The sequence below is a fragment of the Methylorubrum populi genome (assembly GCF_002355515.1).
GTDB classification, from domain to species: Bacteria; Pseudomonadota; Alphaproteobacteria; order Rhizobiales; family Beijerinckiaceae; genus Methylobacterium; species Methylobacterium populi_A.
Window position 1 is genome coordinate 4,435,416 of sequence record NZ_AP014809.1, and the last position, 20,409, is coordinate 4,455,824.

At 67.7% G+C, this 20,409-nt stretch carries 18 protein-coding genes; 9 read left to right on the forward strand and 9 right to left on the reverse strand.

Going from position 1 to position 20,409, the window contains the following annotated elements; genetic code table 11:
- Positions 1-37: 37 nt before the first annotated feature.
- From MPPM_RS20560 to MPPM_RS20570, 3 genes are all read left to right on the forward strand, one after another.
- The gene (locus MPPM_RS20560) at positions 38-1,399 is read left to right on the forward strand and encodes a glycosyltransferase family 4 protein (RefSeq protein ID WP_096486643.1); all 1,362 of its coding nucleotides are present in this window, start codon (positions 38-40) and stop codon (positions 1,397-1,399) included.
- 63 nt (positions 1,400-1,462) lie between these two features.
- Complete coding sequence (locus MPPM_RS20565) at positions 1,463-2,878, forward strand: O-antigen ligase family protein (RefSeq protein WP_096486644.1); 1,416 nt, start codon at positions 1,463-1,465, stop codon at positions 2,876-2,878.
- Positions 2,871-4,568, forward strand: a complete 1,698-nt coding sequence (locus tag MPPM_RS20570) for a lipopolysaccharide biosynthesis protein (RefSeq protein WP_157914223.1) — start codon at positions 2,871-2,873, stop codon at positions 4,566-4,568. Before MPPM_RS20565 ends, MPPM_RS20570 begins: the two co-directional genes overlap by 8 nt.
- Here MPPM_RS20570 and MPPM_RS20575 read toward each other — a convergent pair.
- Positions 4,525-6,216, reverse strand: a complete 1,692-nt coding sequence (locus tag MPPM_RS20575) for a right-handed parallel beta-helix repeat-containing protein (RefSeq protein WP_096486646.1) — start codon at positions 6,214-6,216, stop codon at positions 4,525-4,527. The two genes, MPPM_RS20570 and MPPM_RS20575, sit on opposite strands and share 44 nt — an antisense overlap.
- 708 nt (positions 6,217-6,924) lie before the next feature.
- On the opposite strand from MPPM_RS20575, the gene MPPM_RS28130 reads away from it, so the two are divergent.
- Positions 6,925-7,146, forward strand: coding sequence for a hypothetical protein (locus tag MPPM_RS28130; protein WP_157914225.1), 222 nt, complete (start codon positions 6,925-6,927; stop codon positions 7,144-7,146).
- A 412-nt stretch (positions 7,147-7,558) separates the two neighbouring features.
- Here MPPM_RS28130 and MPPM_RS20580 read toward each other — a convergent pair whose 3' ends face one another.
- The 3 genes from MPPM_RS20580 to MPPM_RS20590 form a co-directional block, all read right to left on the reverse strand.
- Positions 7,559-8,320: a LuxR C-terminal-related transcriptional regulator gene (locus tag MPPM_RS20580; protein ID WP_096486647.1), complete on the reverse strand. Its 762-nt coding sequence runs from the start codon at positions 8,318-8,320 to the stop codon at positions 7,559-7,561.
- Between the two features lie 176 nt (positions 8,321-8,496).
- A complete protein-coding gene (locus tag MPPM_RS20585) occupies positions 8,497-9,138 on the reverse strand; it encodes a response regulator transcription factor (RefSeq protein ID WP_096486648.1) in 642 nt (213 codons plus the stop codon).
- Between the two features lie 334 nt (positions 9,139-9,472).
- Complete coding sequence (locus MPPM_RS20590) at positions 9,473-10,663, reverse strand: acyltransferase family protein (RefSeq protein WP_096486649.1); 1,191 nt, start codon at positions 10,661-10,663, stop codon at positions 9,473-9,475.
- A 784-nt stretch (positions 10,664-11,447) separates the two neighbouring features.
- Between MPPM_RS20590 and MPPM_RS20595 the strand changes: the two genes are divergently transcribed.
- Positions 11,448-12,584, forward strand: a complete 1,137-nt coding sequence (locus MPPM_RS20595; RefSeq protein ID WP_096486650.1) for a hypothetical protein — start codon at positions 11,448-11,450, stop codon at positions 12,582-12,584.
- Positions 12,585-12,672: 88 nt separating this feature from the next.
- Here MPPM_RS20595 and MPPM_RS20600 read toward each other — a convergent pair whose 3' ends face one another.
- On the reverse strand, positions 12,673-13,539 hold the full coding sequence (locus tag MPPM_RS20600) for an alpha/beta fold hydrolase (RefSeq protein ID WP_096486651.1): 867 nt from the start codon (positions 13,537-13,539) through the stop codon (positions 12,673-12,675).
- 184 nt (positions 13,540-13,723) lie between these two features.
- Between MPPM_RS20600 and MPPM_RS20605 the strand changes: the two genes are divergently transcribed.
- Genes MPPM_RS20605 through MPPM_RS20615 form a run of 3 tightly spaced genes read left to right on the forward strand, consistent with a single transcriptional unit; the run spans position 13,724 to position 16,589 of the window.
- Complete coding sequence (locus MPPM_RS20605; protein ID WP_096486652.1) at positions 13,724-14,773, forward strand: iron ABC transporter substrate-binding protein; 1,050 nt, start codon at positions 13,724-13,726, stop codon at positions 14,771-14,773.
- On the forward strand, positions 14,770-15,819 hold the full coding sequence (locus MPPM_RS20610; protein ID WP_096486653.1) for a FecCD family ABC transporter permease: 1,050 nt from the start codon (positions 14,770-14,772) through the stop codon (positions 15,817-15,819). Before MPPM_RS20605 ends, MPPM_RS20610 begins: the two co-directional genes overlap by 4 nt.
- The gene (locus MPPM_RS20615) at positions 15,816-16,589 is read left to right on the forward strand and encodes an ABC transporter ATP-binding protein (protein ID WP_096486654.1); all 774 of its coding nucleotides are present in this window, start codon (positions 15,816-15,818) and stop codon (positions 16,587-16,589) included. Before MPPM_RS20610 ends, MPPM_RS20615 begins: the two co-directional genes overlap by 4 nt.
- Positions 16,590-16,595: 6 nt before the next feature.
- On the opposite strand, the gene MPPM_RS20620 is transcribed toward MPPM_RS20615, so the two are convergent.
- Genes MPPM_RS20620 through MPPM_RS20635 form a run of 4 tightly spaced genes read right to left on the reverse strand, consistent with a single transcriptional unit; the run spans position 16,596 to position 19,793 of the window.
- Positions 16,596-17,351 carry a molybdopterin-dependent oxidoreductase gene (locus MPPM_RS20620; protein ID WP_096486655.1) on the reverse strand — a complete coding sequence of 252 codons (756 nt, stop codon included), beginning with the start codon at positions 17,349-17,351 and terminating at the stop codon, positions 16,596-16,598.
- On the reverse strand, positions 17,348-18,064 hold the full coding sequence (locus MPPM_RS20625; protein WP_096486656.1) for a cytochrome b/b6 domain-containing protein: 717 nt from the start codon (positions 18,062-18,064) through the stop codon (positions 17,348-17,350). The genes MPPM_RS20620 and MPPM_RS20625 overlap by 4 nt, the downstream gene beginning before the upstream one ends.
- A complete protein-coding gene (locus MPPM_RS20630) occupies positions 18,061-18,657 on the reverse strand; it encodes an SAM-dependent methyltransferase (RefSeq protein WP_096486657.1) in 597 nt (198 codons plus the stop codon). The genes MPPM_RS20625 and MPPM_RS20630 overlap by 4 nt, the downstream gene beginning before the upstream one ends.
- Entirely contained in the window at positions 18,654-19,793 is a 1,140-nt protein-coding gene (locus tag MPPM_RS20635) for an acyl-CoA dehydrogenase family protein (protein WP_096486658.1), read from the reverse strand. The genes MPPM_RS20630 and MPPM_RS20635 overlap by 4 nt, the downstream gene beginning before the upstream one ends.
- 318 nt (positions 19,794-20,111) lie before the next feature.
- Here MPPM_RS20635 and MPPM_RS20640 point away from each other — a divergent pair, with 318 nt between their 5' ends.
- On the forward strand, positions 20,112-20,399 hold the full coding sequence (locus tag MPPM_RS20640; RefSeq protein WP_096486659.1) for a hypothetical protein: 288 nt from the start codon (positions 20,112-20,114) through the stop codon (positions 20,397-20,399).
- Positions 20,400-20,409: the final 10 nt, after the last annotated feature.

The window sequence follows — 20,409 nt, forward strand, 5'->3', positions numbered from 1 at the left end:
CCTGAACCGGGGGGAATCCGGGCGATGAGGAGCGCCGATGCCGATCACGTCCTGTGACTGGGCGCACGCCCGCCACCATCCCGAAGCCTTCGATTCCCTGCTGCCTCCGCTGCCGACGCACGGGGCGGCATCCGCCCAAGGTGCGGCCCGCGACGCCGCCTGCGGCACGACCCAGGCCGCGGTCGGTCCCCTTCCCTTGGTCATCCAGGCAGAGGAGGCCCGCTCGCGCTGGTGCTTCTTCTCACCGGGCTTCCGCTCGCTCGATGTGCTCCTCGGCGACTCGCGTTCCGCGGGTGGTGCGGAAGCTCAGGTCGCCTACTTGGCGCGCGCACTCGTCGAGCGCGGCCACGAGGTCACGATGATCTACGGTGAGGGTGCAAAGCCCACGCCCGACCGGACCGTGGCTGGAGTTGCCTGCATCGACGCGGCCCCCGCCTGGCGCCGCCCGGCGAGCCTCGCCCGGTTCTGGCGCACCCTCGGCCGTCTCCAGCCAGACAGGCTCTACGCTCGCCTGCCCGACGACTTCCTGTGGCTGATGGGTCTGTACGCTCGCATGCGCCCAGGTTCGCGCTTCGTCTACGCGCTGGCCCACGATTCGCACGCCGATGCCCGGACGGCCTACGACCACCGCCGGTGGTTCCACGCGCCCCTGTTCGGCCTCGGCTTGCGCAGCGCCCACGTCATCGCCGTCCAGCATCGGCACCAGGCCGCCCGGGTCAGCCTGGGCACAGCAGGCCGCCTGACATGGGTACCGAACCTCGTGCGCAAGGTTCGCGCGGAGCCGCGCCCCTTCTTACCGGCCGTCATCGACGTCGTATGGGTCGCCAAGATCCGCCATGAGAAGCGGCTGGATCTGTTCCTGAATCTGGCCCGTTCGTTGCCGAGGATGCGCTTTGCGGTGGTGGGCGGTTTCGACCCGACGGTGGACGAGCAGGCGCGCATCCATCTGATGGAGCGCATGGCCAGTCTGACCAACGTCGAGTGGCTCGGCGCCTTGCGCGCAGACAACGTCATGGACTGCCTCGCGCGCAGCCGCGTCCTGGTCAACACCTCGGACGGGGAGGGCTTCCCGAACACGATGCTGGAGGCTTGGTCGATGGGCGTACCGGTCGTCTCGCTCCGCGTGGACCCTGGGGGCGTGATCCGGGAATACGGGCTCGGGCGGGTCAGTGGCTCCGTAGAGGTCCTGTGCGAGGACGTGCTGCGACTGGCCGTCGACGAGCGGCTGAACCGCATCCTCGGCGAGAACGGCCTCGCCTATGTGCGACGCTGGCACGGCAGCGACGCGGTTTGCGCGGCGCTGGGCGCCTTGGCTTCCAGCCCCGGCGGCTGGCAGGGGCGCCCCCTCGCCGGAGCACCCGCAGGCGAGGTGGACCCGACCCACGCCAGAGAGGCGTGATCCCTCGACGAAGTGCGCTGAAGCCGGATCGTCACATCAGTTCGAGCCCGCACGGGAGCCCGCATGGCCCTCTCACACGCCCTGAGACCGAGCCGCACGACTTTCCTGATCGTCCTGGCCTTCCTCGCCGCGTCATTCCTCGCCGCCGCCCTGGTGCTGTTCGCGGCCTCGGTCCCGGGCCTATCGTTGCTTCTGATCGCGGGCGCGGCGGCCGTGTCGGCAGGCCTCCTTCTGATCGATCGCCCGACCCTCTCGCTCCACGGCTGGCTCGTTCTGCTGGTGATGCCGCCTGCGCTCCAGCTCGAACCTTTCCATACCCTGGCCACGAACGGAGCTTGCCTGGCGGCACTGGCATCGTGGCTTCTCGCGGACGGGCTGCGGCGGGACCCGATGGCTTGGAACGGCACGCTGCTCCTCCTCGGGCTTTGCATTCTGTGGGCCTTCATCTCGCTTCTGTGGGCGCCCGACCTCGTCGAGGGCCGACGGGCCCTCATCGCCTGGATCCTGTCCTTCTTGCTCCTCTTCCTGCTGCTTCAACGGACACGGTCGCTCGAAAGCATCGATGCCCTAATGCTCACCCTCGGGCTGGCCGGCTGGCTTCTGATCCTCGCCGGACTCTTCACCGTCACGCTGACCGGCTACGACTTCACGACCCGGCTTCAGGTGCTGGGGATCAACGAGAATATGTATGGGATCCTGCTCATCATAGGACTCCCGGGGGCCATGTGGCCCGTCATGCGCGCCCACGGCGGCAGGCGTACCGTGCTGATGGCCCTGAGCGTTGTCTACCTTCTGCTCACCCTGGCCTTCGTCGCGTTGAGCGGATCGCGCGGCAGCGCGCTCTCCCTTCTCATCGTCCTGTTCCTGTTCCTGTTCTCCCGCTCGGTGCGCCCCTGGGGCATCGCCGGCCTCGGCGTTCTGGTCGCCCTGCTCATGGTGGCGCCGTTCGTTCTGGGCGTGGTCCTCCACCGCGTGGGCGAGGAAGGAGGGAGCGAACTGGGCGGGCGGGCACCACTCTGGGCGGCGAGCCTCGACTTCATCCGCGATCACCCGTGGACCGGCGGGGGCGTCGGGAACGGTCCCTTCGCCTTGCACGCCTACATGGCCGCCGCGACCGGGACGTTTAACCATCGCCTCGACCTGCCGAGCCACCAGCCATTCCTGGAGATCGCCGTCGACACAGGCCTGTTCGGGCTCCTGCTCTACGCCCTCATGCTGGCCAGCGCGATCTGGAGCTTCGCGAACTCCCGGCACCGCTGGCTCGCCCTCGGCGCCCCCCCCGGCTACTACCCTGTTGTGATCGGGGTCACGGTGGGTTTCGTCGTGTCCTGGTTCAAGGCGGGGGGGATGAAGCATCACCCGACCCTGATCCTGCTGCTCGCGTTGATGCTCATCCCCGCCCACCTCGCGGCTGCCGCGAGCGGAGGCGTCAAGGCGCAGCGACCAAGCCGCGCCGGCGGGGAGACGTCCGGTGTCTAAGCCAGCGCCCGCCACCGCTGCGCCCGGCGCACCGCGCCCAGACGACGGGGCCACCGCCCACCGATTCGGCGTCAATGTCGCCTCCAACATGGCTTACTTTGTCCTGAGCACGGGACTCATGCTGTGGTACGTGCCGTTCCTGGTGCGTCATCTCGGCGTGGCCGCCTACGGGATGGTTCCGCTCGCGAACTCGGTGGTGATGTACGCCATCGTGGTCTCGGAGAGCCTCTACACCGCCTATTTCCGTTACCTCGCCATCGATCTGAACCGGGGCGACGGGGAAGCGGCGCGTCAGACTTTCGCCAGCGCCTCACTGCTGACACTCCTGGCCTGCGGCCTCCTGCTGTTGCCGTTCGGCGCCTTCACCCTGGTGCTTCCCCACGCGCTGGCCGTGCCGCCCGACCTCGACCGAGCGACTCAATTCCTGTTCGCGGGCACCGCCTGCACATTACTGGCGGGCCTGCTGACGGGTCTGTTCAGCACGTCGAGCGCAATCGCCCACCGCTTCGACCTGCGCAACCTGGGGCGAGGGGCGTCGGTGGCGGCGAGGGTCGGGGTCGTCGCCGCCTGCTTCGCCCTGTGGCCCGCAAGCCTCTGGCATGTGGGGGCCGGGCTCATGGCCTCCGCGGCGATCGGGCTCGCCATCGACGTCGCGGTCTGGCGACGCCTGACGCCGACCCTGCGTTTCGCCCCCTGGGCAGCCGACCGTGCATGCGTGCGCCGGCTCTTTCGGATGACGGGTTGGTCCTCCATCAACATGCTCGGCCTCCTCATGTTGATGCACGCCGATCTGCTCGTCATCAACCTCATGTTCGGACCGGAGGCGACCGGACGCTACGGAGCCATTCTGCTCATCCCGCTCCTCGTCCACACCGTTGCCGAGATCGTGCTGCCCCTGCTCGCGCCGCTCATCATGTCGCGTTACGCCGCCAGGGACACCGAGGGGATCCGGGACCTCGTCACCGATGCGGCGAGGCTCCTGGCGCTGGGGCTCGCCTTGCCGGCAGGCCTGATCTGCGGGTTGGGCCGGCCCCTGCTCACGCTCTGGCTCGGCCCCGACTTTTCCGGCATGCACGTCGTACTCGCGCTGCTCGTCGGTCACCTCACGATCAACCTGGCGCTTCGCCCGGTCGGCTACATCTTCACGGCCTACGACAAGATGCGCTTGCAGGGGCTGGTGACCGTCGCGTGCGGCGCGGCCTACGTGGTGATGGCGGTGGCTGCGGCCTACTGGGGCGGCTGGGGCTTGGAGGGCGTGGCGGGCGCCTGCGCCCTGGTCTGGACCTTGCGCAACACGGCCGTGCTCTCCACCTGCGCCGCCCGCGTGCTCGGCCTGTCTCCCTGGGTCTTCATCCGCCCGCTGGCGGGCGGCGCGCTGATGCTCGTCGGCCTATCCCTGGCCGGCCTCCTGGTCGCGGCCACGTGGCCGCCCAAGACGTGGCCCGCCCTCGCCATGACGGCCGCGGTGCTCTCCCTCGGCTACGCTGGCCTTTCCTGGGCGTTCCTTCTCTCGGCAGCCGACCGGACGAGGGCGTACACCCTCGTCCGGTGGCTGCTCGACGGTTGTCCCTGGCCGGGCAGGTCGAATGCGGCCCCCGACCTTCAGGCGCCGGGGCTGGTCGTCCCGGCCCCCGGCCTGGCGCGCGTCAGACGAGCCAGTCCCACGGGTTGGCCTCGCTCACGCCCGTGACGTGAATGCTCTGACCGTCGCTCAAGGTGAGTGCTAGGTCGTGTCTGCCGCCGCAGTCGATGTCGAGCGTGTGGAACGACACGAGCGAGAGCCCGTCCGTGAGCTTGAAGTGATCGACGCCCGGCGTGAAATCGCGCACGGTCGCCGTCCCTCCATCCCGTCCGGTCACCGCTCCGAACACGAACGTGTCGGCGCCGCGCCCCCCGATGAGCAGGTCGTTCCCACCTTCGCCGAACAACACGTCGTCGCCGGCCCCGCCCTTGAGCGTGTCGTTGCCCGCGCCCCCGTGGAGGACATCGTTGCCACGACCGCCCTTGAGCGTGTCGTCGCCCGCGCCCCCGTGGAACACGTGGTTGCCACAACCGCCCGAGCTCCGGTCGTCGGACGCATTGCCGAGCAGGACGTCGTTGCTGGAGACGCCGGTCGCGGTCTTGTCCGTGGCGCTCGCGCCGCCGGTCGTGACGGACGCAAGCGGGTCTGTCACAGGCCCGGCGGCAGATGTCGCGGCGGTAGATGTCGCGGTGTTGGACGTCGCGATGTTGGACGTCGCGGCGGTAGACGTCGCGGCGGTGGCCGTTTCCGTCACGGTGTCAGCGGACATGCCCGGTAGCGACCCGTCGCTGCCGCGGGCTGCGCGGGCGTCGGCATCCGTCATCGGGTCGGTCGTGACGGGCGCCGCATCGACGTCCCAGGAACTGCCGCTGGACGAGCCCGAGATCGCGAGCCGGCCCGAGCCGTACGAGACGTCGTCCTGGAACGTGTTGTCCTGCTCCCAGAAGCCGAAATTGTAGCTCCCGTTGTCGTGGGCGGTGTTGCCCTCCAGGGTGGAGGGCGCGGTGGCACCGTTCTCGTCGAACCCGCTGCCCCCGTTGTCCCAGGCCATGTTGTGGACGAGGGTGTGGCCGCCCGACTCGCTTCCCGCATCCGGACGCTGGCCGCCGAGCTTGAAGCCGTTGCCGTCGCCGACACGGTTGCCCGCGGCGTCGAAGCCATTGTCGAAGGCCCAGTTGCCCTCGAGATGAACCGCCCCGGCCTGCGTGCCGTCCTGCACATTGAACAGGTCGAATCCGTCGTCCGAGTTGCCCCAGGCACGGTTTCCACTCAGCACATTGCCCTGACCGGTGCTGCTGATCTGGAACCCGTCGGCGTTGTCGCCGTGCAGGTCATGATTGTCGTGCGAATCGTTGTTCAGGAGAAGGTTGTTGCCGCCGGTGCCATAGAGCGAGATGCCCTTGCCGTCCCATTCCGAACGCCCGCCGTTATGGTGCACATCGAGCCGCTCGATGATGTTGTCGTGCGAGTTCCCCTGCATGATCAAGCCCCCTTCGGGACCATTGCGGATCTCGATGCCGACGAGGTGATTCCAGGACGCATCCTGCATGTTGAGGACGTACTCGCCTTGAGGTAGGCGGGAGCCGTCCAGGACAGCGTGCTCGCCGGGGTAGCTTGCGACCACGATCGGCTTGCCGCTGGTCCCATCGCTCGTGAGATCAATGCCCGAAAGCGGGGTGTAGACGCCGCCGCGTAGCAGAATGGTGTCACCGGGCTGGGCCCTGGAGTGAGCATATTCCAGCGAGGCGAAGGGACTTTCCAACGTGCCGGACTGAGCATCCGAGCCGGTCGGAGAAACGTAGAAGGTGTTAGCCATAAATAGCTTTCTTTGAACGGAGGCTTGCTGCGAAGCGGCGCCTCTCGGGCTGGCTGTGATCAATTGCTCGCAAATAGATCAGCAAAATTGTCCTATACATTGTTTATATGCATAGGTTTGTTTGCGCACAATCTAGATGCTCTGTCGGGCTTGGTCCGGACAGATTCCGAAGAATGAGCAATATTGTCCTAGGAATGCTGTATTGATTTTCATGAATACATTCTTGCTTCACTCCTATATTTGCGTAGCTTGGCGATTAGGCTCTTTAAGGGGCGATGTGGCCAGAATGTGTCCTTTTGGATTTTGTGCATTTCAGTTCAATGCCTGGTCCGGTCGGCATCGGCGTTGTCGACCGAGGTGAACTTGACGGATTGAGAGGGCTGCCGCGCCGCTCGACCCATCAATCACGGGGATGCGGGCTCTAGGCTGGCGTCAGCGTGGACGCGCGAGGACATGGCTGCTCGCGACACGGTCGCTCAGGCAAGGGCTTGGCCGACGCAGTATTCCGGCGCTAATTTGCGCCCCCTGCAGTGGATCCAGCTGCATGCTGCCAGATGGCCCGAGATACGCACGGCTACAATTGGTCGAACGACTATGTAACGAAGTATTAGCGCGGTTTATAACAACAACTCCGGGCAGATACGCCTGTACGGCCCTCGGGATTGAGAGCTTTGTCCATCGGCCTGGGCGGAATTCACGCGTGACGCCTTGGAGCAGGCGCAGAGCGAGTGCTGCACCTTGGCTGGCAGCGGCCGCACCCGCCATACCGACCGCGGATTGCAGCACGTCAATACTAACCACACCGAACGCCGCGCCGAGGTCTTCATTGAACTGTATGTCGGCAGCTTCGGCGGTTCATGCGACAACGCAGTTACGAAGCGTGTCGCTGGCCTGCTGCAGGCCAGAGCGATCCACCGACCCAACCCGTGATGCCCTTCAAGGCGATCGAGTACTCCACACTCGTATGGACCGATTGGTTTGGCCACAGTCGGTCGCTCGAACCGATCGGCAACACACCTCCCGCCAAGTCCGGCGCGCGCTGTTGTCTCCTGGCCAAGGTCAAGGGCATGGCCGCCTGACCCGAACTACACAGGATCTTTGAGAAAATCGGCGCAATTCATCGCCATGAAAGCGTAGGCCGGCACGGATGTGCGTGCACGTCTTCGGGAACGCTCACAAGCCTCATCTGGGCAGCCGGAGGAGCACGGTCCCGTCCCTCTTTGAACATCTTTGTCCGCCCGCGCCGTGACGAGGCGCAGATCCGGTCACCGGTTGCCCTGGGCTGCGGCCGCATAGAGGCAGCCTGCAGGCCCGAAACAGCAGGCTTTCGAAGGCGTTGGTTTCATACGAGCGCTATCTCTCCGGGGGCGAAACGTACCTTTTCCGCGACTTTGGGAGGGAAATGCACGAGTTCGGAGAGCCGCTCGGTGGGCACAGATCCGTGGCGCACGATTCCTCGGCTCATCGCCCATACTGCGGCCTGGGTTCGGTTCTTCACCCGCGCCTTGCGCAGAACTGCCTTGACCAAGACTTTAACCGTGGCCTCGGCGAGGTCGAGGTTGCGCGCGATGGCCTTGTTAGACTCGCCGAGCGCGAGTCGTTCCAGGAGGCTGACCTCACGACTCGACAGGCTGGTGAGTGTGGTGCCATCCGCTCTCCGAAGCCTCACCAGCGCGGTGGCCGGCTCGGACGTGTGCACCTGATCGACCCCGAGGCACGATCGCCCCAAGAAGCTCATCGGAAGCACCGCCCAATCAGCGATGACAACGTCGAGGATCTTGAGCAAGTTGGCCGGAAAGACGTCCTCCGTCAGATAGGCGGACGCACCGAGCTGTAGGCAGCACATCATCAGCCCCTTAGTGTCGCGGAGCGCTAACGCGACGATCTTGACGTGAGGCAGAGCCTCAGCGAGCTGCTTGATGATGCTCGCCGCCTCCTCGTCGATGACAACGAGCGCCATGCGCACGTTCTGGAAGTCGCAAAGTTGCAGAGCCGCACTGGACGCCACTGGGCGTGCTGTGAAGCGCGTGCCGGTAAGGAGCGCGACGAGGCTCTCCCTGATCATACAGTTATCGCTGACAATGAGCGTATCAATGCGGTCCATCGAAGCTGCCTCCCTGATGTATAAAATCTATCCATGCAAAATTTTTTGGGATTTTTACTGCAAAACATAAAAATATAGCGCATGCTGCAGGAAGAAACACAACGCGAAATTTAATGTAATGTAAAATACGAATTATGCACAACATATATTACGATTCCAATTTAAATAAACAATTTTTATTTAATAACTGTAGGAAGAATCAGAGCCGCTTCCGTTCGATTTCTGACACCAAGCGCCCGGAACACGGCTGAAACATGGATTTTGACGGTTGCCTCGGCGATCCGCAGCGCATCAGCAATTTCTCGATTGGACAAACCTTTGCCGATGAGCGCCAGGACTTCGAGTTGACGCACGGTCAAGCCGAATGGGCGCTCTCCGAGCTCCGGCTGTTGCATCGGAGGAGCGGAGACGGACAGGTTCCCTGACAAGATGGCACTGGGCGCGTAGAGACGGCCGTCGAGTATCGTCCTGACCGCGACCAGCACCTCCTCTTGGCTCTGATGGCGCACAATCAAACCGTGAAAGCCCAAGCTCAACACATCCTGAAACAGGTCGGCTGAGGCTTGCGACACGACGAGCATAAGCCGCGCGGCACCGGCTGCTCGCTTCAGCGCGCCCAAATAGGTCGGGTCATCTGCCGGCAGGAGACGTGACCCGATAATCGCAAGATCTGTCTTAGGGGGAGACTGCAAGCTTTTAATGAGCTTGGAAGAATTTGAAATTCCAGTGACAGCACTTCCCTTGAGGCGTTCCTCTAGGTTGCGCCGCAGATGGGTGCGGAAAAATCTCTCGTCATCTGCGATGATGATCCGCGGCATAACTCGGCATCAGCTCCAGTGTTGCAGATCGGGCTTCCTACATGGCACACCGCGTGATGATAAACAGATTATAAACCCAATGCTAGATTTACACAACCTCAGTACAGCAGGAACAGGACGAAGGTCTCAATTTTATATCTCCACTTTTTCTGCCAAAACCAGGCAACCCCACTCGATCAATGTTCAATTACCGTCACAACCAAGCGCGTGTCATGTGAAACTTTGGCCTTGGAGGCGGAACCATACGGCGCAGAGGGTCGCTCGGTCATTCACGGTTAGTCTCCAGAGTTTGCCTTCGGCCAGAACGTACAGTCCCGCGAGACAGTGGCCAGGATCACGACATCGTCCTCGCTTGAGGTGAAGGCGTGGACGAGGGTAGACCGCCGGTTAACAGTTGCATGGTGTCGATCTGCGCTGCATCCGGGCGGGGCTGGACGGCATCAGGACGATGTGCCGCGAGGTGAATACGGCTGCCTCGTACGCGATCGCGGAGACTGCGGATCGGCCTCTCCACCGCAAGAGCTGCGAGGGTGGCGAACACGCATGCCAGTATGCCAGCGGCTATGACGGCCACGTAGGACCGCGGAAGCACGGCTGCCACAAAAACAAGGGCGGCATATTGTTGTAGATATAATGGAAAGGATAATTCTCCAATCGCAGAGTCGATCTTTCTCCAGCGAAGACTGATCTTGCAATTGATCAGGAGCAAAAACGCGCCGTTCAAGAAGCAGTAAAGAACAATGCCAAGAGCGCCCTCCTGCGACGTCACGCGATACGTCGGAATGAAATCCGGCATGCTGTGGGTGATGCAGGTCCATAGACAGATCGCGAACACCGTCGGCAGCAGCCACGGCGCTCCGACGGCCCGCTTCGACACGGTGAGATAGGATAGGACACCCAGCAAAAAATACGGCGTGTACTGGAAGCTGTAAGGAGCCAGCTGGATGAGAGAAAGAGCAAAAATTGCTAGTGGCACCAACGTCAGTAGCGGTCCGTAGAGTTTCTTTTCATGAATTTTTACAATTAAACAGATGGAAAGAAGAAGATAGAATAGCACTTCGACGCGCAACGCCCAAACATACGGGATTAGCGGGGGAGCATTTTTGCCAACACCTGGAAATATCATCAGGATATTTTGGACAATATTCAGTGGGCTGAGGAGGGCGCTGCACGTATATGGAATTAATTTGCTGGGCAGCGGGTCGTGCGCAGACAGGCATACAAAACTGATTATTGCAGATGACGCGATAATGGCGGCCAGATATTGCGGCAGGATCCGGATCGCACGGTTCGCTAGGAACGCCCACGGTCGCCCGTGATAGAACCGATCGGCTGCTTCGGTGATAACAAATCCTGACAGAGTAAAAAATACGAGGACGGCAATGGAGCCGGTTGCGTAGCTACCAAGCGTCATATCGGCGGGGCCAACATGTCCGATGTGCTGCAGGAGCACAAGAAACGCTAAAAACGTCCTGAAAATCCCGAACGGTCTGTAGGGCACATCCAATTCTCCGGAACGAAGCATGATCCTAGCCTGCGATCTCCGGTGACCCTGCCATTGAGCTCAAACAGGAAATTGAGAATTGTCAGAAAGGCCGTGATTGCAGTCAGGGTTCTCGCGTCTGCGTGGTTTTTCCAGGGGGCTCGACGGTTGCACGGTGTGAGCGCGCTCGCCGTCGCTCGTCTCCCTGTCCCGGACCCAGGTCATGCCGATCCGGTGGCGAGGATAGGCGCTGAGTCTTGCCCGCAGCCGTAGGGCGAGCTGCGCCGGACCGCGTCCCGCCCTCGTCCCACGGGGCGATCGCCCTTGAATGACGGGTAATCTTCGTCCATCCGGTGATCAACGACGACGGGCTATGCGATCTTCCATGCCCCCGGCCGTTCGGCTTGGCGCCACGTCCGGACCTTCGATGAGAGCCGCCGAAATGGCCGCTCTTCACCCACAAGCCCCCACGACACGGAATGGCCGAGTCGGGAGGCCCGATGACGGATTTCGATCCCGGCCCGACCCAGCCGACACCCTCCGCTTCGATCCCGCGGACACCACAGCAGATCCGGCTCACACGGCAACAACCGGAGTGAAGCGGCGGCCGCCCTGGCCGCTCGCCCGCAGCAACGGAGCGAGCCGTCCTCCCGCGACGCAAGTCAAACCGAGTAAGCTGCACCGCGACCCGCTCTTTAAAGCCAAGCTTGTTCACATAAGTGATTTGATATTGGCTGGCAGAGAGTTTTCCCCTTCGTGCATTTTTCGCAGAACCCTTTCGACATTTGTGACGTTTTGAGGCGTCTCAGATTTCGGAGGTAACGCCATGAAGACGATTGCGATGGGTCTTGCCGCCCTGCTGATGAGCACCTCGGTCTACGCTCAAAGTGCGGCAACCGGCGGGGCTGAGCGCGGCGGTATGCGGGGCGGCACCGAGCAGTCCGGCGGACAATCGGGGATGTCGGGCAGCGCGCGCGGCGGCATGGAGGCCCGGGGCGATACGGGCGCAAGGAGCGGCGAAGGCCGCGGTGCCGGCGGTGCCATGGGCGCCGAGCGCAGCGCCGCGCGCGGCGACCGGGGTGACGCGAATCGCGGTGACATGGCGCGCGGCGAGCGCGGTTCGGAGCGCGGCATGGAAGGCCGGGCCGGCCGCGACAGCGCCGAGCGCGGTGAGCGCGGCGACAGGGTCCGCAACAGCGCCCGCGCCGAGCGGACCGACCGGATCCATGACCGCAGCCATGACCACAGCCACGACCGCACGCATGTCAGCAGCCGCACCGATGTGCGCTCCACCACGGTGGATGGCGGCTATCGTCGCGAGGGACGCTACGTCTTCATCGGCGGCCGGCGCGTCGTCTACGGCTCGCCCGAATACCGCCGCCTGATCGTCACCGAGCGCCGCAGCACCGGCCCGCGCCGCTACGTCACCATCCGCGGCCAGCGGGTGATCTACGGTTCGCCGGAATATCGCCGCCTCGTCAGCGTCGGTGAGACCCGCCGCTACGTGACGATCCGCGGCCAGCGCGTCGTCTACGGCTCGCCCGAGTACCGCCGCCTCTCCACCACCGTCTCGACCACCGAGCGGCGCGGCGGCACGGTCAATGCGGGCTTCCGCGAGCGCAACGAGGTTCGTGGATCGGAGACCCGCACCGACCTGCGCAGCCGCACCAGCGAGACGCGCGGCGGCGAGCGCAACGAGATGCGCAACAACATGCGCGCCTCCGACCAGACCCGCGGAGCCGAGCGCGGCAGCCGCTCGATGGACCAGGGCCGCGGCGGCGAGGGCATGCGCAATGCCGGCATGCGCGGCGAGGGCAACGAGCGCGGGGGCGTGCGCAACGCCTCCGAGCAGGGCGGCGGCATGGGCAACACCGGCGGCAACCGCGGCGGCGCGCAGCGCGGCGGGATGGAGTCCGGTTCGCGCGGCGGCGCCGAGGGCGGCGCCGGCATGAGCGGCCGCTGACGGCCTCTCCCATCGCGGGAAGCCGGAGGGATCATCCCTTTGACGGGGTGCCGGGGCAGAGCCCCGGCACCCTTTCCGTTCGAGCCGTTCAAGACGGCCGCAGGAACTCGATCAGCGCCGCGTTGACGGCTTCCGGCACGTCGTGCTGCACCCAGTGGGTCGCCTGCGGAAAACGCTGCAGGCGGCCCCGCTCGCACCAGCCCAGGCTCGCCTCGGCAAGGCCCGTCTGGAGCGCCCGATCGCGCTCGCCCCACAGGATCAGCGTCGGCGCCGCGACCTTCGGCGGGTGCCGCTCGCGGGGCAGCCGGGCGAGCGCCCGGTACCAGTTCAGCATCGCGGTGACCGCGCCGGGGCGCTGCCATTCCCGCGCGTAGGTGTCGAGGTCGGCCTCGGTGAAGGTCCCGGACCGGCTCGAGCCGCGCATCAGCGCCCGCAGGAGGTGGCCCCGGCGCGCCGTCAGCAGCCGTTCGGGCACCAGAGGGAGCTGGAAGAAGCCGGCATAGGCGCTGCGCAGCGCCTGCCCCGGATGGCGCCGGAGATAGGGGCCGAACACGCCCGGATGGCAGGCGTTCAGCACGGCGAGCCGCTCGACCCGCTCGGGGTGGAAGCTCGCCGCCCAGAACGCGACGAGCCCGCCCCAATCGTGCCCGACGAGGTTGACGCGCGCCAGCCCGCAGGCATCGGCCAAGGCGATTACGTCGCTGGCGAGTCGGTCGAGATGGTAGGCGGCGATGCCCTTGGGCCGGTCGCTCAGGCCGTAGCCGCGCTGGTCGGGGATGAGGAGGCGCAGGCCGCTGCCCGCGAGCGGCTCGATCTGGTGCCGCCACCCGAACCAGAATTCGGGAAACCCGTGCAGCAGGATCGTCGGCGCCCCGTCGGCCGGCCCCGCCTCGGCGACGTGCAGGCGCAGGCCCCGGAGGTCGATGTGGCGGTGGCTGACGGCCGGTTCGGGCATCGTTCGGGGCAGACTCTTCGGATGATCGTTCGGGATGTGGGTGCTTGGCCAACCCGAGACGACCGGCGCGGTTCGGTTGCGGACGCGGCTTCCTGTATGCATCGTCTTTCTCCGAAAGCCGGCGGCCACCTTTCGGGACGATGCTCTATAGGTAACGTCCGATCACGGGAGACGCCCTTCCCCGATGCCGCTGCTCCGCTGCCTTCTCGCGCTCGCCTGCCTGTGGCCCGCCCTGCTGTGGTCCTGCCTCGCGGCGGCCCGGCCCTTCACCGATGCCGCCGGGCGCCGGGTCGAGGTGCCGGAGCGGGTGCTCCGGGTGCTCGCCGCCGGGCCGCCCGCGGCGGTCCTGCTCTCCACCCTGGCGCCCGACAAGATGATCGGCTGGCCGCGCGTGCCGAGCCCGGAGGAGCGGGACTTCCTCGCCCCCGCGCTCCGCGACCTGCCCGCCACCGGGCGGCTGACGGGGCGGGGCGGCAGCGCCAATGTCGAGACGGTGCTGGCGCTCAAGCCCGACCTCATCGTCGATGTCGGCAGCACGGCGGCGACCTACGCCTCCCTCGCCGACCGGGTTCAGGCGCAGACCGGGATTCCCTACCTGCTGCTCGACGGAAGCTTCAAGGCGACGCCCGAGACCTACCGGACGCTGGGCCGGCTCATCGGCACGCCGGAGGAGGGCGAGGCCCTCGCCGCGGAGGCGGAAAAGATTCTGAAATCGGTGGCCGAGGCGGTGGCCGCGGTGCCGGAGGAGAAGCGCCCGCGCGTCTATTACGGCCGTGGGCCCCGCGGGCTGGAGACCGGTCTGTCCGGTTCGATCAACACCGAGATCATCGAGGCGGCGGGCGGGCGCAACGTGGCGGGCGCCGGCGCGGGCGGTCTCGCGGCGGTCTCGCCCGAGCAGGTGCTGGTCTGGAACCCGGACGTGATCATCGCCCTCGATCCCGACTTTCCGAAGCTTGCCGCCACCGATCCGCTCTGGAATGGGCTGAAGGCGGTGCGCGAGGGGCGCATCCACGCCATCCCGACGCTGCCCTTCGGCTGGGTCGACGCCCCGCCGGGGGTCAACCGCCTGATCGGCCTGCGCTGGCTCGCCGGCCTGTTCTTCCCCGAGCAGTTCCCGCAGACGCTCGGCGACGCCGTGCGCGACTTCTACCGGCGCTTCTACCGGGTCGACCTCACGCCCGCGCAGCTCGACCGCCTCCTGCGCGACGCCGCCGGACCGGGGCCGACCCGGTGAGCGAGGCCGCGAGCGCCGCGCAAGCCCGACCCGCGCGGGGGCGCAGCCTCTCCCTGGCGGTCCTGGCGCCGGCGGCGCTGCTCCTCCTCGTCCTGGTCTCGCTCGGCATCGGCCGCTACCCCGTGCCGGCGGCCGACGTCGTCGCCGTCCTCGTCGCCAAGCTTTTCGGCCAAGCCTCGTCCCTCGACCCCGCGGTGCAGACCGTGGTGCTGCAGGTGCGCCTGCCGCGGGTGTTCGGCGCGCTCGTGGTCGGGGCGGGGCTCGCGGCGGCGGGGGCGACCTATCAGGGGCTGTTCCGCAATCCCCTCGTCTCGCCGGACATTCTGGGGGTTTCGGCGGGGGCGAGCCTCGGCGCGGTGCTCGGCATCGTGCTCGCCCTGCCGGTGGCGGCGATCCAGGGCCTCGCCTTCGCCGGGGGGCTCGCCGCGGTCGGCGCCGTCTACGCCGTCGGCCTCGCCGTGCGGCGGCACGATCCGGTTCTGACCCTGGTGCTCGCGGGCGTCGCCGTCGGCGCGCTGTTGGGGGCCGGCATCTCGCTGCTCAAGGTGCTCGCCGATCCCTACAACCAGCTTCCCGCCATCACCTTCTGGCTGCTCGGCAGCCTCGCCTCCGTCAGCGCCGGCGACATCGCCGCGATCCTGCCGGCGATGGGGCTCGGGCTCATGCCTCTGGTGCTGCTGCGCTGGCGCGTGAACCTGATGAGCCTCGGCGACGAGGAGGCGCGGGCGCTCGGGGTGGAGACGCGCCGGCTCCGCCCGGTCTTGGTGGCGGGCGCAACCCTGGTGACCGCCGCCGCGGTCTCGGTGACGGGGGTGATCGGGTGGATCGGGCTGATCGTGCCGCACGTCGCCCGCCTGCTGGTCGGGCCGGATTTCCGGCGCCTGCTGCCGGCCTCGATGCTGCTCGGGGCGGGCTATCTCACCGCCGTCGATCTCCTGGCCCGCACGGTCGCGGCGATCGAGGTGCCGCTCGGCATCCTCACCGCGCTTGTCGGGGCGCCGTTCTTCCTCTGGCTGCTGGCCGCGGGCAAAAGGGGCTGGGCGTGATCCTGGAGGCCCGCGACCTCGCCTTCGGCTACGGCGCCCGCGCGGTGGGCTCCGGGGTCAGTCTCACCGTGGGGGAGGGCGAGGCGCTGTGCCTGCTCGGGCCGAACGGCGGCGGCAAGACCACGCTGTTCAAGACCCTGCTCGGGCTGCTGCGCCCGCTGGCCGGCCGAGTGCTCCTGGACGGCACCGACCTCTCGGAGCTGCCGCGCCGAGACATCGCAAAAAAAATCGCCTACGTGCCGCAGGCGCACGCCGCCTTCTTTCCCTTCAGCGTGCGCGACGTCGTCTTGATGGGCCGCGCCAGCCGGCTGTCCGCCTTCGCCAGCCCCGGCCCGGCCGACCGGGCGGCGGCCGAGCGGGCGCTGGCGACGCTGGGCATCGGCCATCTGGCGGAGCGGATCTACACCGAGATCAGCGGCGGCGAGCGCCAGCTCGCGCTGATCGCCCGGGCGCTCGCGGGCGAGCCGCACCTCCTCGTGATGGACGAGCCGACCGCGAGCCTCGATTTCGGCAACCAGGCCCGGGTGCTGAGCCAGGTGCGGCGCCTCTCGGAAACCGGGATCGCCGTGGTTCTCTCGACCCACGATCCCGGCCACGCCTTCCTCTGCGCCGACCGGGTCGCGCTGCTGCATGGCGGGCGCCTCGTCGGGCTGGGCCCGCCGGCTGAAACGGTGACGCCGGAGACCCTGCGGCTCCTCTACGGGGTCGAGGTCGCGGTGGTGCCGCTGCCGGGGCAGGGCCGGGCGGTCTGCACGCCGCTGATCGGGTGAAGCCTCTCAGATTCCGGCGTACCAGGAAAATCCCAGCTCAGAGACCATGCTGCCCCGGCCCCGGCCGAGCCCGTTGACCCGGTCGGTGGCCTCGATGCTGGCGAGGTATTTCAGCGACTTGTAGCCGAGCTGGCGCTCCACCCGCAGGCGGACGGGCGCGCCGTGGGCCACCGGCAGGTCGCGGCCGTTCATGCCGTAGGCCAGGATCGTCTGGGGGTGGAGGGCGTCGAACAGGTCGTAGCTGTCCCACCAGCCGTCCACGGTGCGGATCACGATGAAGCGCGCCTCCGGCTTGAGGCCGACGCTCGCCAACACGTGCGAGAGCGGCACCCCGGTCCAGCCGCCGATCGCCGACCAGCCCTGCTCGCAGGCGTGCAGCGTGATCTGCGTGCGGGCCGGCATCGCCCTCAGCTCGGCCAGCGTGAAGGCGGCGGGCCGCTCCACGAGGCCGCTCACCGGCAGGCGCCAATCGGCGAACCCGACCGCCTTCGAGCGGCGGTAGGCGGGATCGTCCGGGTCGGTGGTGTTGATGGTGGGAAACACCGCCGAGATCGCCTCCGGCCCGAACTCCCGCACCAGCGGCTGGTCGCGCAGCAGGAAGCGCTGGGTGGCGAGCGTCAGGGTGTCGCTCAAGCCGTAGAGGCCCGGCCGGCGCGGGCCGTTCTCGATCAGCTCGCAGCCGCCGAGAAGGCCGCCGAGCGCACTGCCGAGCCCCAGCGTCGAGGAGCCCAGGACCAGCCTGCGGCGCGTGAGATCGCTCATCGCGGATCCTCCCCTGACGTCGTTCGGTCCGTTCCGATTCGGGCGGAGCGCCCGGTGATCATGCCCCGCATCAGGTCGAGCGGCCCGTTGGCGAGCACCTGCCAGACGTGGATGAGGAGGAAGCCGACGAAGAGCGCCGCCGACAGGAAGTGGATCGTGCGCGCCGATTGCCGGCCGCCGAACAGGGTGAACAGCTCCGGATAGGCCGCCGTGACGCCGGGCGCCATGGTCAGCCCCGAGAGCAGCATCACCGGCGCCAGCACGAGGATAACGGCGAGATAGGCAAGCTTTTGCAGGACGTTGTAGCGGCGCGCTCCCGCAGCACCCGAACCGGTGAGCCGCAGATGCGCGCGGATGTCGGCCGCGATGTGCCGGGGGTGGAGCTGGTCGCGGTCGGGGGCCAGGCGGCGCAGGAGGTGCCCGCTCGCCAGCGCGACCAGCAGATACAGCGCGCCGTTGAGTACGAAGATCCAGGCGGCGAGGAAGTGGAGGTTGCGGCCCCAGCCGGTCTGTTCGAGGTTGACCGGCAGCGGCAGGACGATCCAGGCCGGGGCGTCGTTGGCCCCGGTCTCGCCCCAGAACAGCCGCGGCAGGGCGAGCAGGATAGCGAAGCCGCTGACCGCGAGCGCGGCGAAGGCGCCGGCATTCACCCAGTGGGTCAGGCGCACCCAGAGCGGGTGGCGCCGGGCGGTCTTTTCCGCACGCACCGTCATCCCGGGTCCGCCCGCCGCAATACGTCGAGGCGGTAGGCATCCGTGCGTGCGCCGGGCAGCAGGCGGCAGAACGGAGCCGTGCCCGCGATGAAGCCCTCCGCCGCCGCGTCGCCGGACAGGGGGTAATCCGTCTCGCCGAGCCAGTGCACGAGGAGGCAGTCGCCCCCCGGCGCCAAACTCGCCTCCACCCGCGCGACGAGCCGCGCCAGATCCGCCGGGCTCAGGAAGTAGAGCATCTCGCCGAGGACGATGAGGTCGAACCGGCCCTCGGGCCAGACCTCCGGCACCGCGCCGCGGACAAAGCGCACCTGCGGGCAATCCGCGCAGCGCGCCTGCGCGGCGTCCAGGGCCGCCCCCGCGATGTCGAGGGCGATCAGAACCCCGCAGCGGGGGGCGAGCGCCCGGGTGAAGACGCCGATGGAGCAGCCGACCTCAAGGGCGCGGGCATAGCGCGCCCGCGGCAGGGCACGGAGCGTCGCGTCGTACTTGCCGGCCTCGTAGGCGCTGGAGGTGAAGCGCCAGGGATCGGGATCGGAGGCGTAGATCTCCGCGAAGTAGCGTTCCGGCAGCGTCTGCGTCCGCCGGCCGCTCATCCGATCGCCTCCGGGGCGGCCGGGGCCATCGCGTCGGACCACAGGTCGTGGAGCGGTTCACCCGCCGCCAGCGCGTGCGCGGCCATGCCGGTCAGGGCGAAATCCGGAGCCGGCTGGCGCAGATAGGTGGCGAGGTCGCGCATCAGGCGCTCCAGGGGATGGCTCTCGAGGAAGCCCGCGAGCCCGACGGAGCGCTGGGCCAGGGCGATCACGTCGAGACCCGCCTGCTCGACCGCGGCGCGGGCGAGATTGACGTAGGCGATGACCCGCTCGGGGGAGCCGGCTTCGGCGGCGGCGATCCGGGCGGCGCGGGCGACGAGCAGGCGGCTCGTCTCCGCGGCGACCATGGCCTGCCCGAACCGCACCTGCTGGTGCGGATCCTCGGCCCGGCCGGTGGCCGCAAGATGCGCGCGGTGCGTCTCGATCACCGCCTCGATCCCGCCGAGCTGGACCGCCAGGAAACGCCACGCCCCGGCGAAGAAGAAGGGCTGGCGCCCGTAATCGTCCGGCGCGCCGACCGCCTCGCCGTCGCGAAGGCTGAGGCCCGAGAAGTCGACCGTGCCGGTGGCGGAGGCGCGCATGCCGTGGGCGCGCCATGCCGACAGATCGGCCCGCGCGCCGGGTTCGAGGCGCATCACCAGCATCAGCCGACGCCCGTCGGCGAGCCGCGCGGTCACGAGCGGTCGGGTGACGAAGCCCGCCCCCGAGGCGTAGCTCTTGGCGCCGCGAAGGCCGCCCGCGCCGTCGAGGACGAGGCCGCCCTCGGCCGGCTCGGTGTTCCACACGCCGAAGAGGTGCCCCTCGGCCGCGTCGCGGGCGAGCCGCCCGGCGATCGCGGCATCGGCGTAGCGCAGAACCAGCGCCAGCGCGTTGACGTGCCCCTCGTAGAGCCGCCCGACCGCAAGGTCGTCGCGGCCGACCTCGGTCAGCAGCGCCCGTAGCGCGTCCACCCGGCCCGGCTCGCACAGGCCGCGTCCGCCGAGCGCCTCCGGCAGGGGAGCGGCCAGCAGCCCGGTCCGGCGCAGCCGTGCGATGGCCCGGATGGGAAAGCCGCCATGCGCATCCTCCGCCGCGTCGCACAGCCCGTCCCCGGGTGCCGGAGACCGTGCGAGGGGAAGGAGCGAGGAGGGGGACAAGAGCGGCTCGGGGTTCGAGACGGAACGACGAAAGTCCGTCCGGCGGCCCCGGCGCCCGGGCGGGGAGCGTCGGTCCGCGGGCGGGGGCCGCACGTCCCGCGAGGGAGGTGCGGCAACATAGATTAGAACATCGACGGCAACTTCCTATGCGACTTCCTGTGCGACCCGGTTGCGGCCGGCCGGATTCGTCATCGGCCGCGCGGGCGGCGGAACCGCGGGGCGCCCCCCCGGCGTTCAAGCCTTCAGCCGGGCCCTCCATGGCCGGGCCATGGCCGGGACGGCACCCGAAGAGGCCCCGGAGAAGACCCGGAGACGACGATGGCGGACGACACCGATCGGCTCGGCCTCCTGATGGGCGTGTTCGAGCTGGCGCTCACCCGCCTGTTCGAGGCGAGCCCGGAAGGCGGGCAGGCGCGCGACCGGTTCGTGGAGGACGTGCGGCGGCTGCTAGCCGATACCCGCGAGCTTCAGGCGGATTCCCCGGCGGTGCAGACCTACGAGGCGCTGCTGCGGCGCCTCGGTGCGACGCATCCTGGGGACGCGGACGGGCTCGGCGTCGTACCGACGCCGGAACAGGGCCTGCCGCCGGTCGGGTCGGGCGTGTAGGGGGCGGAGG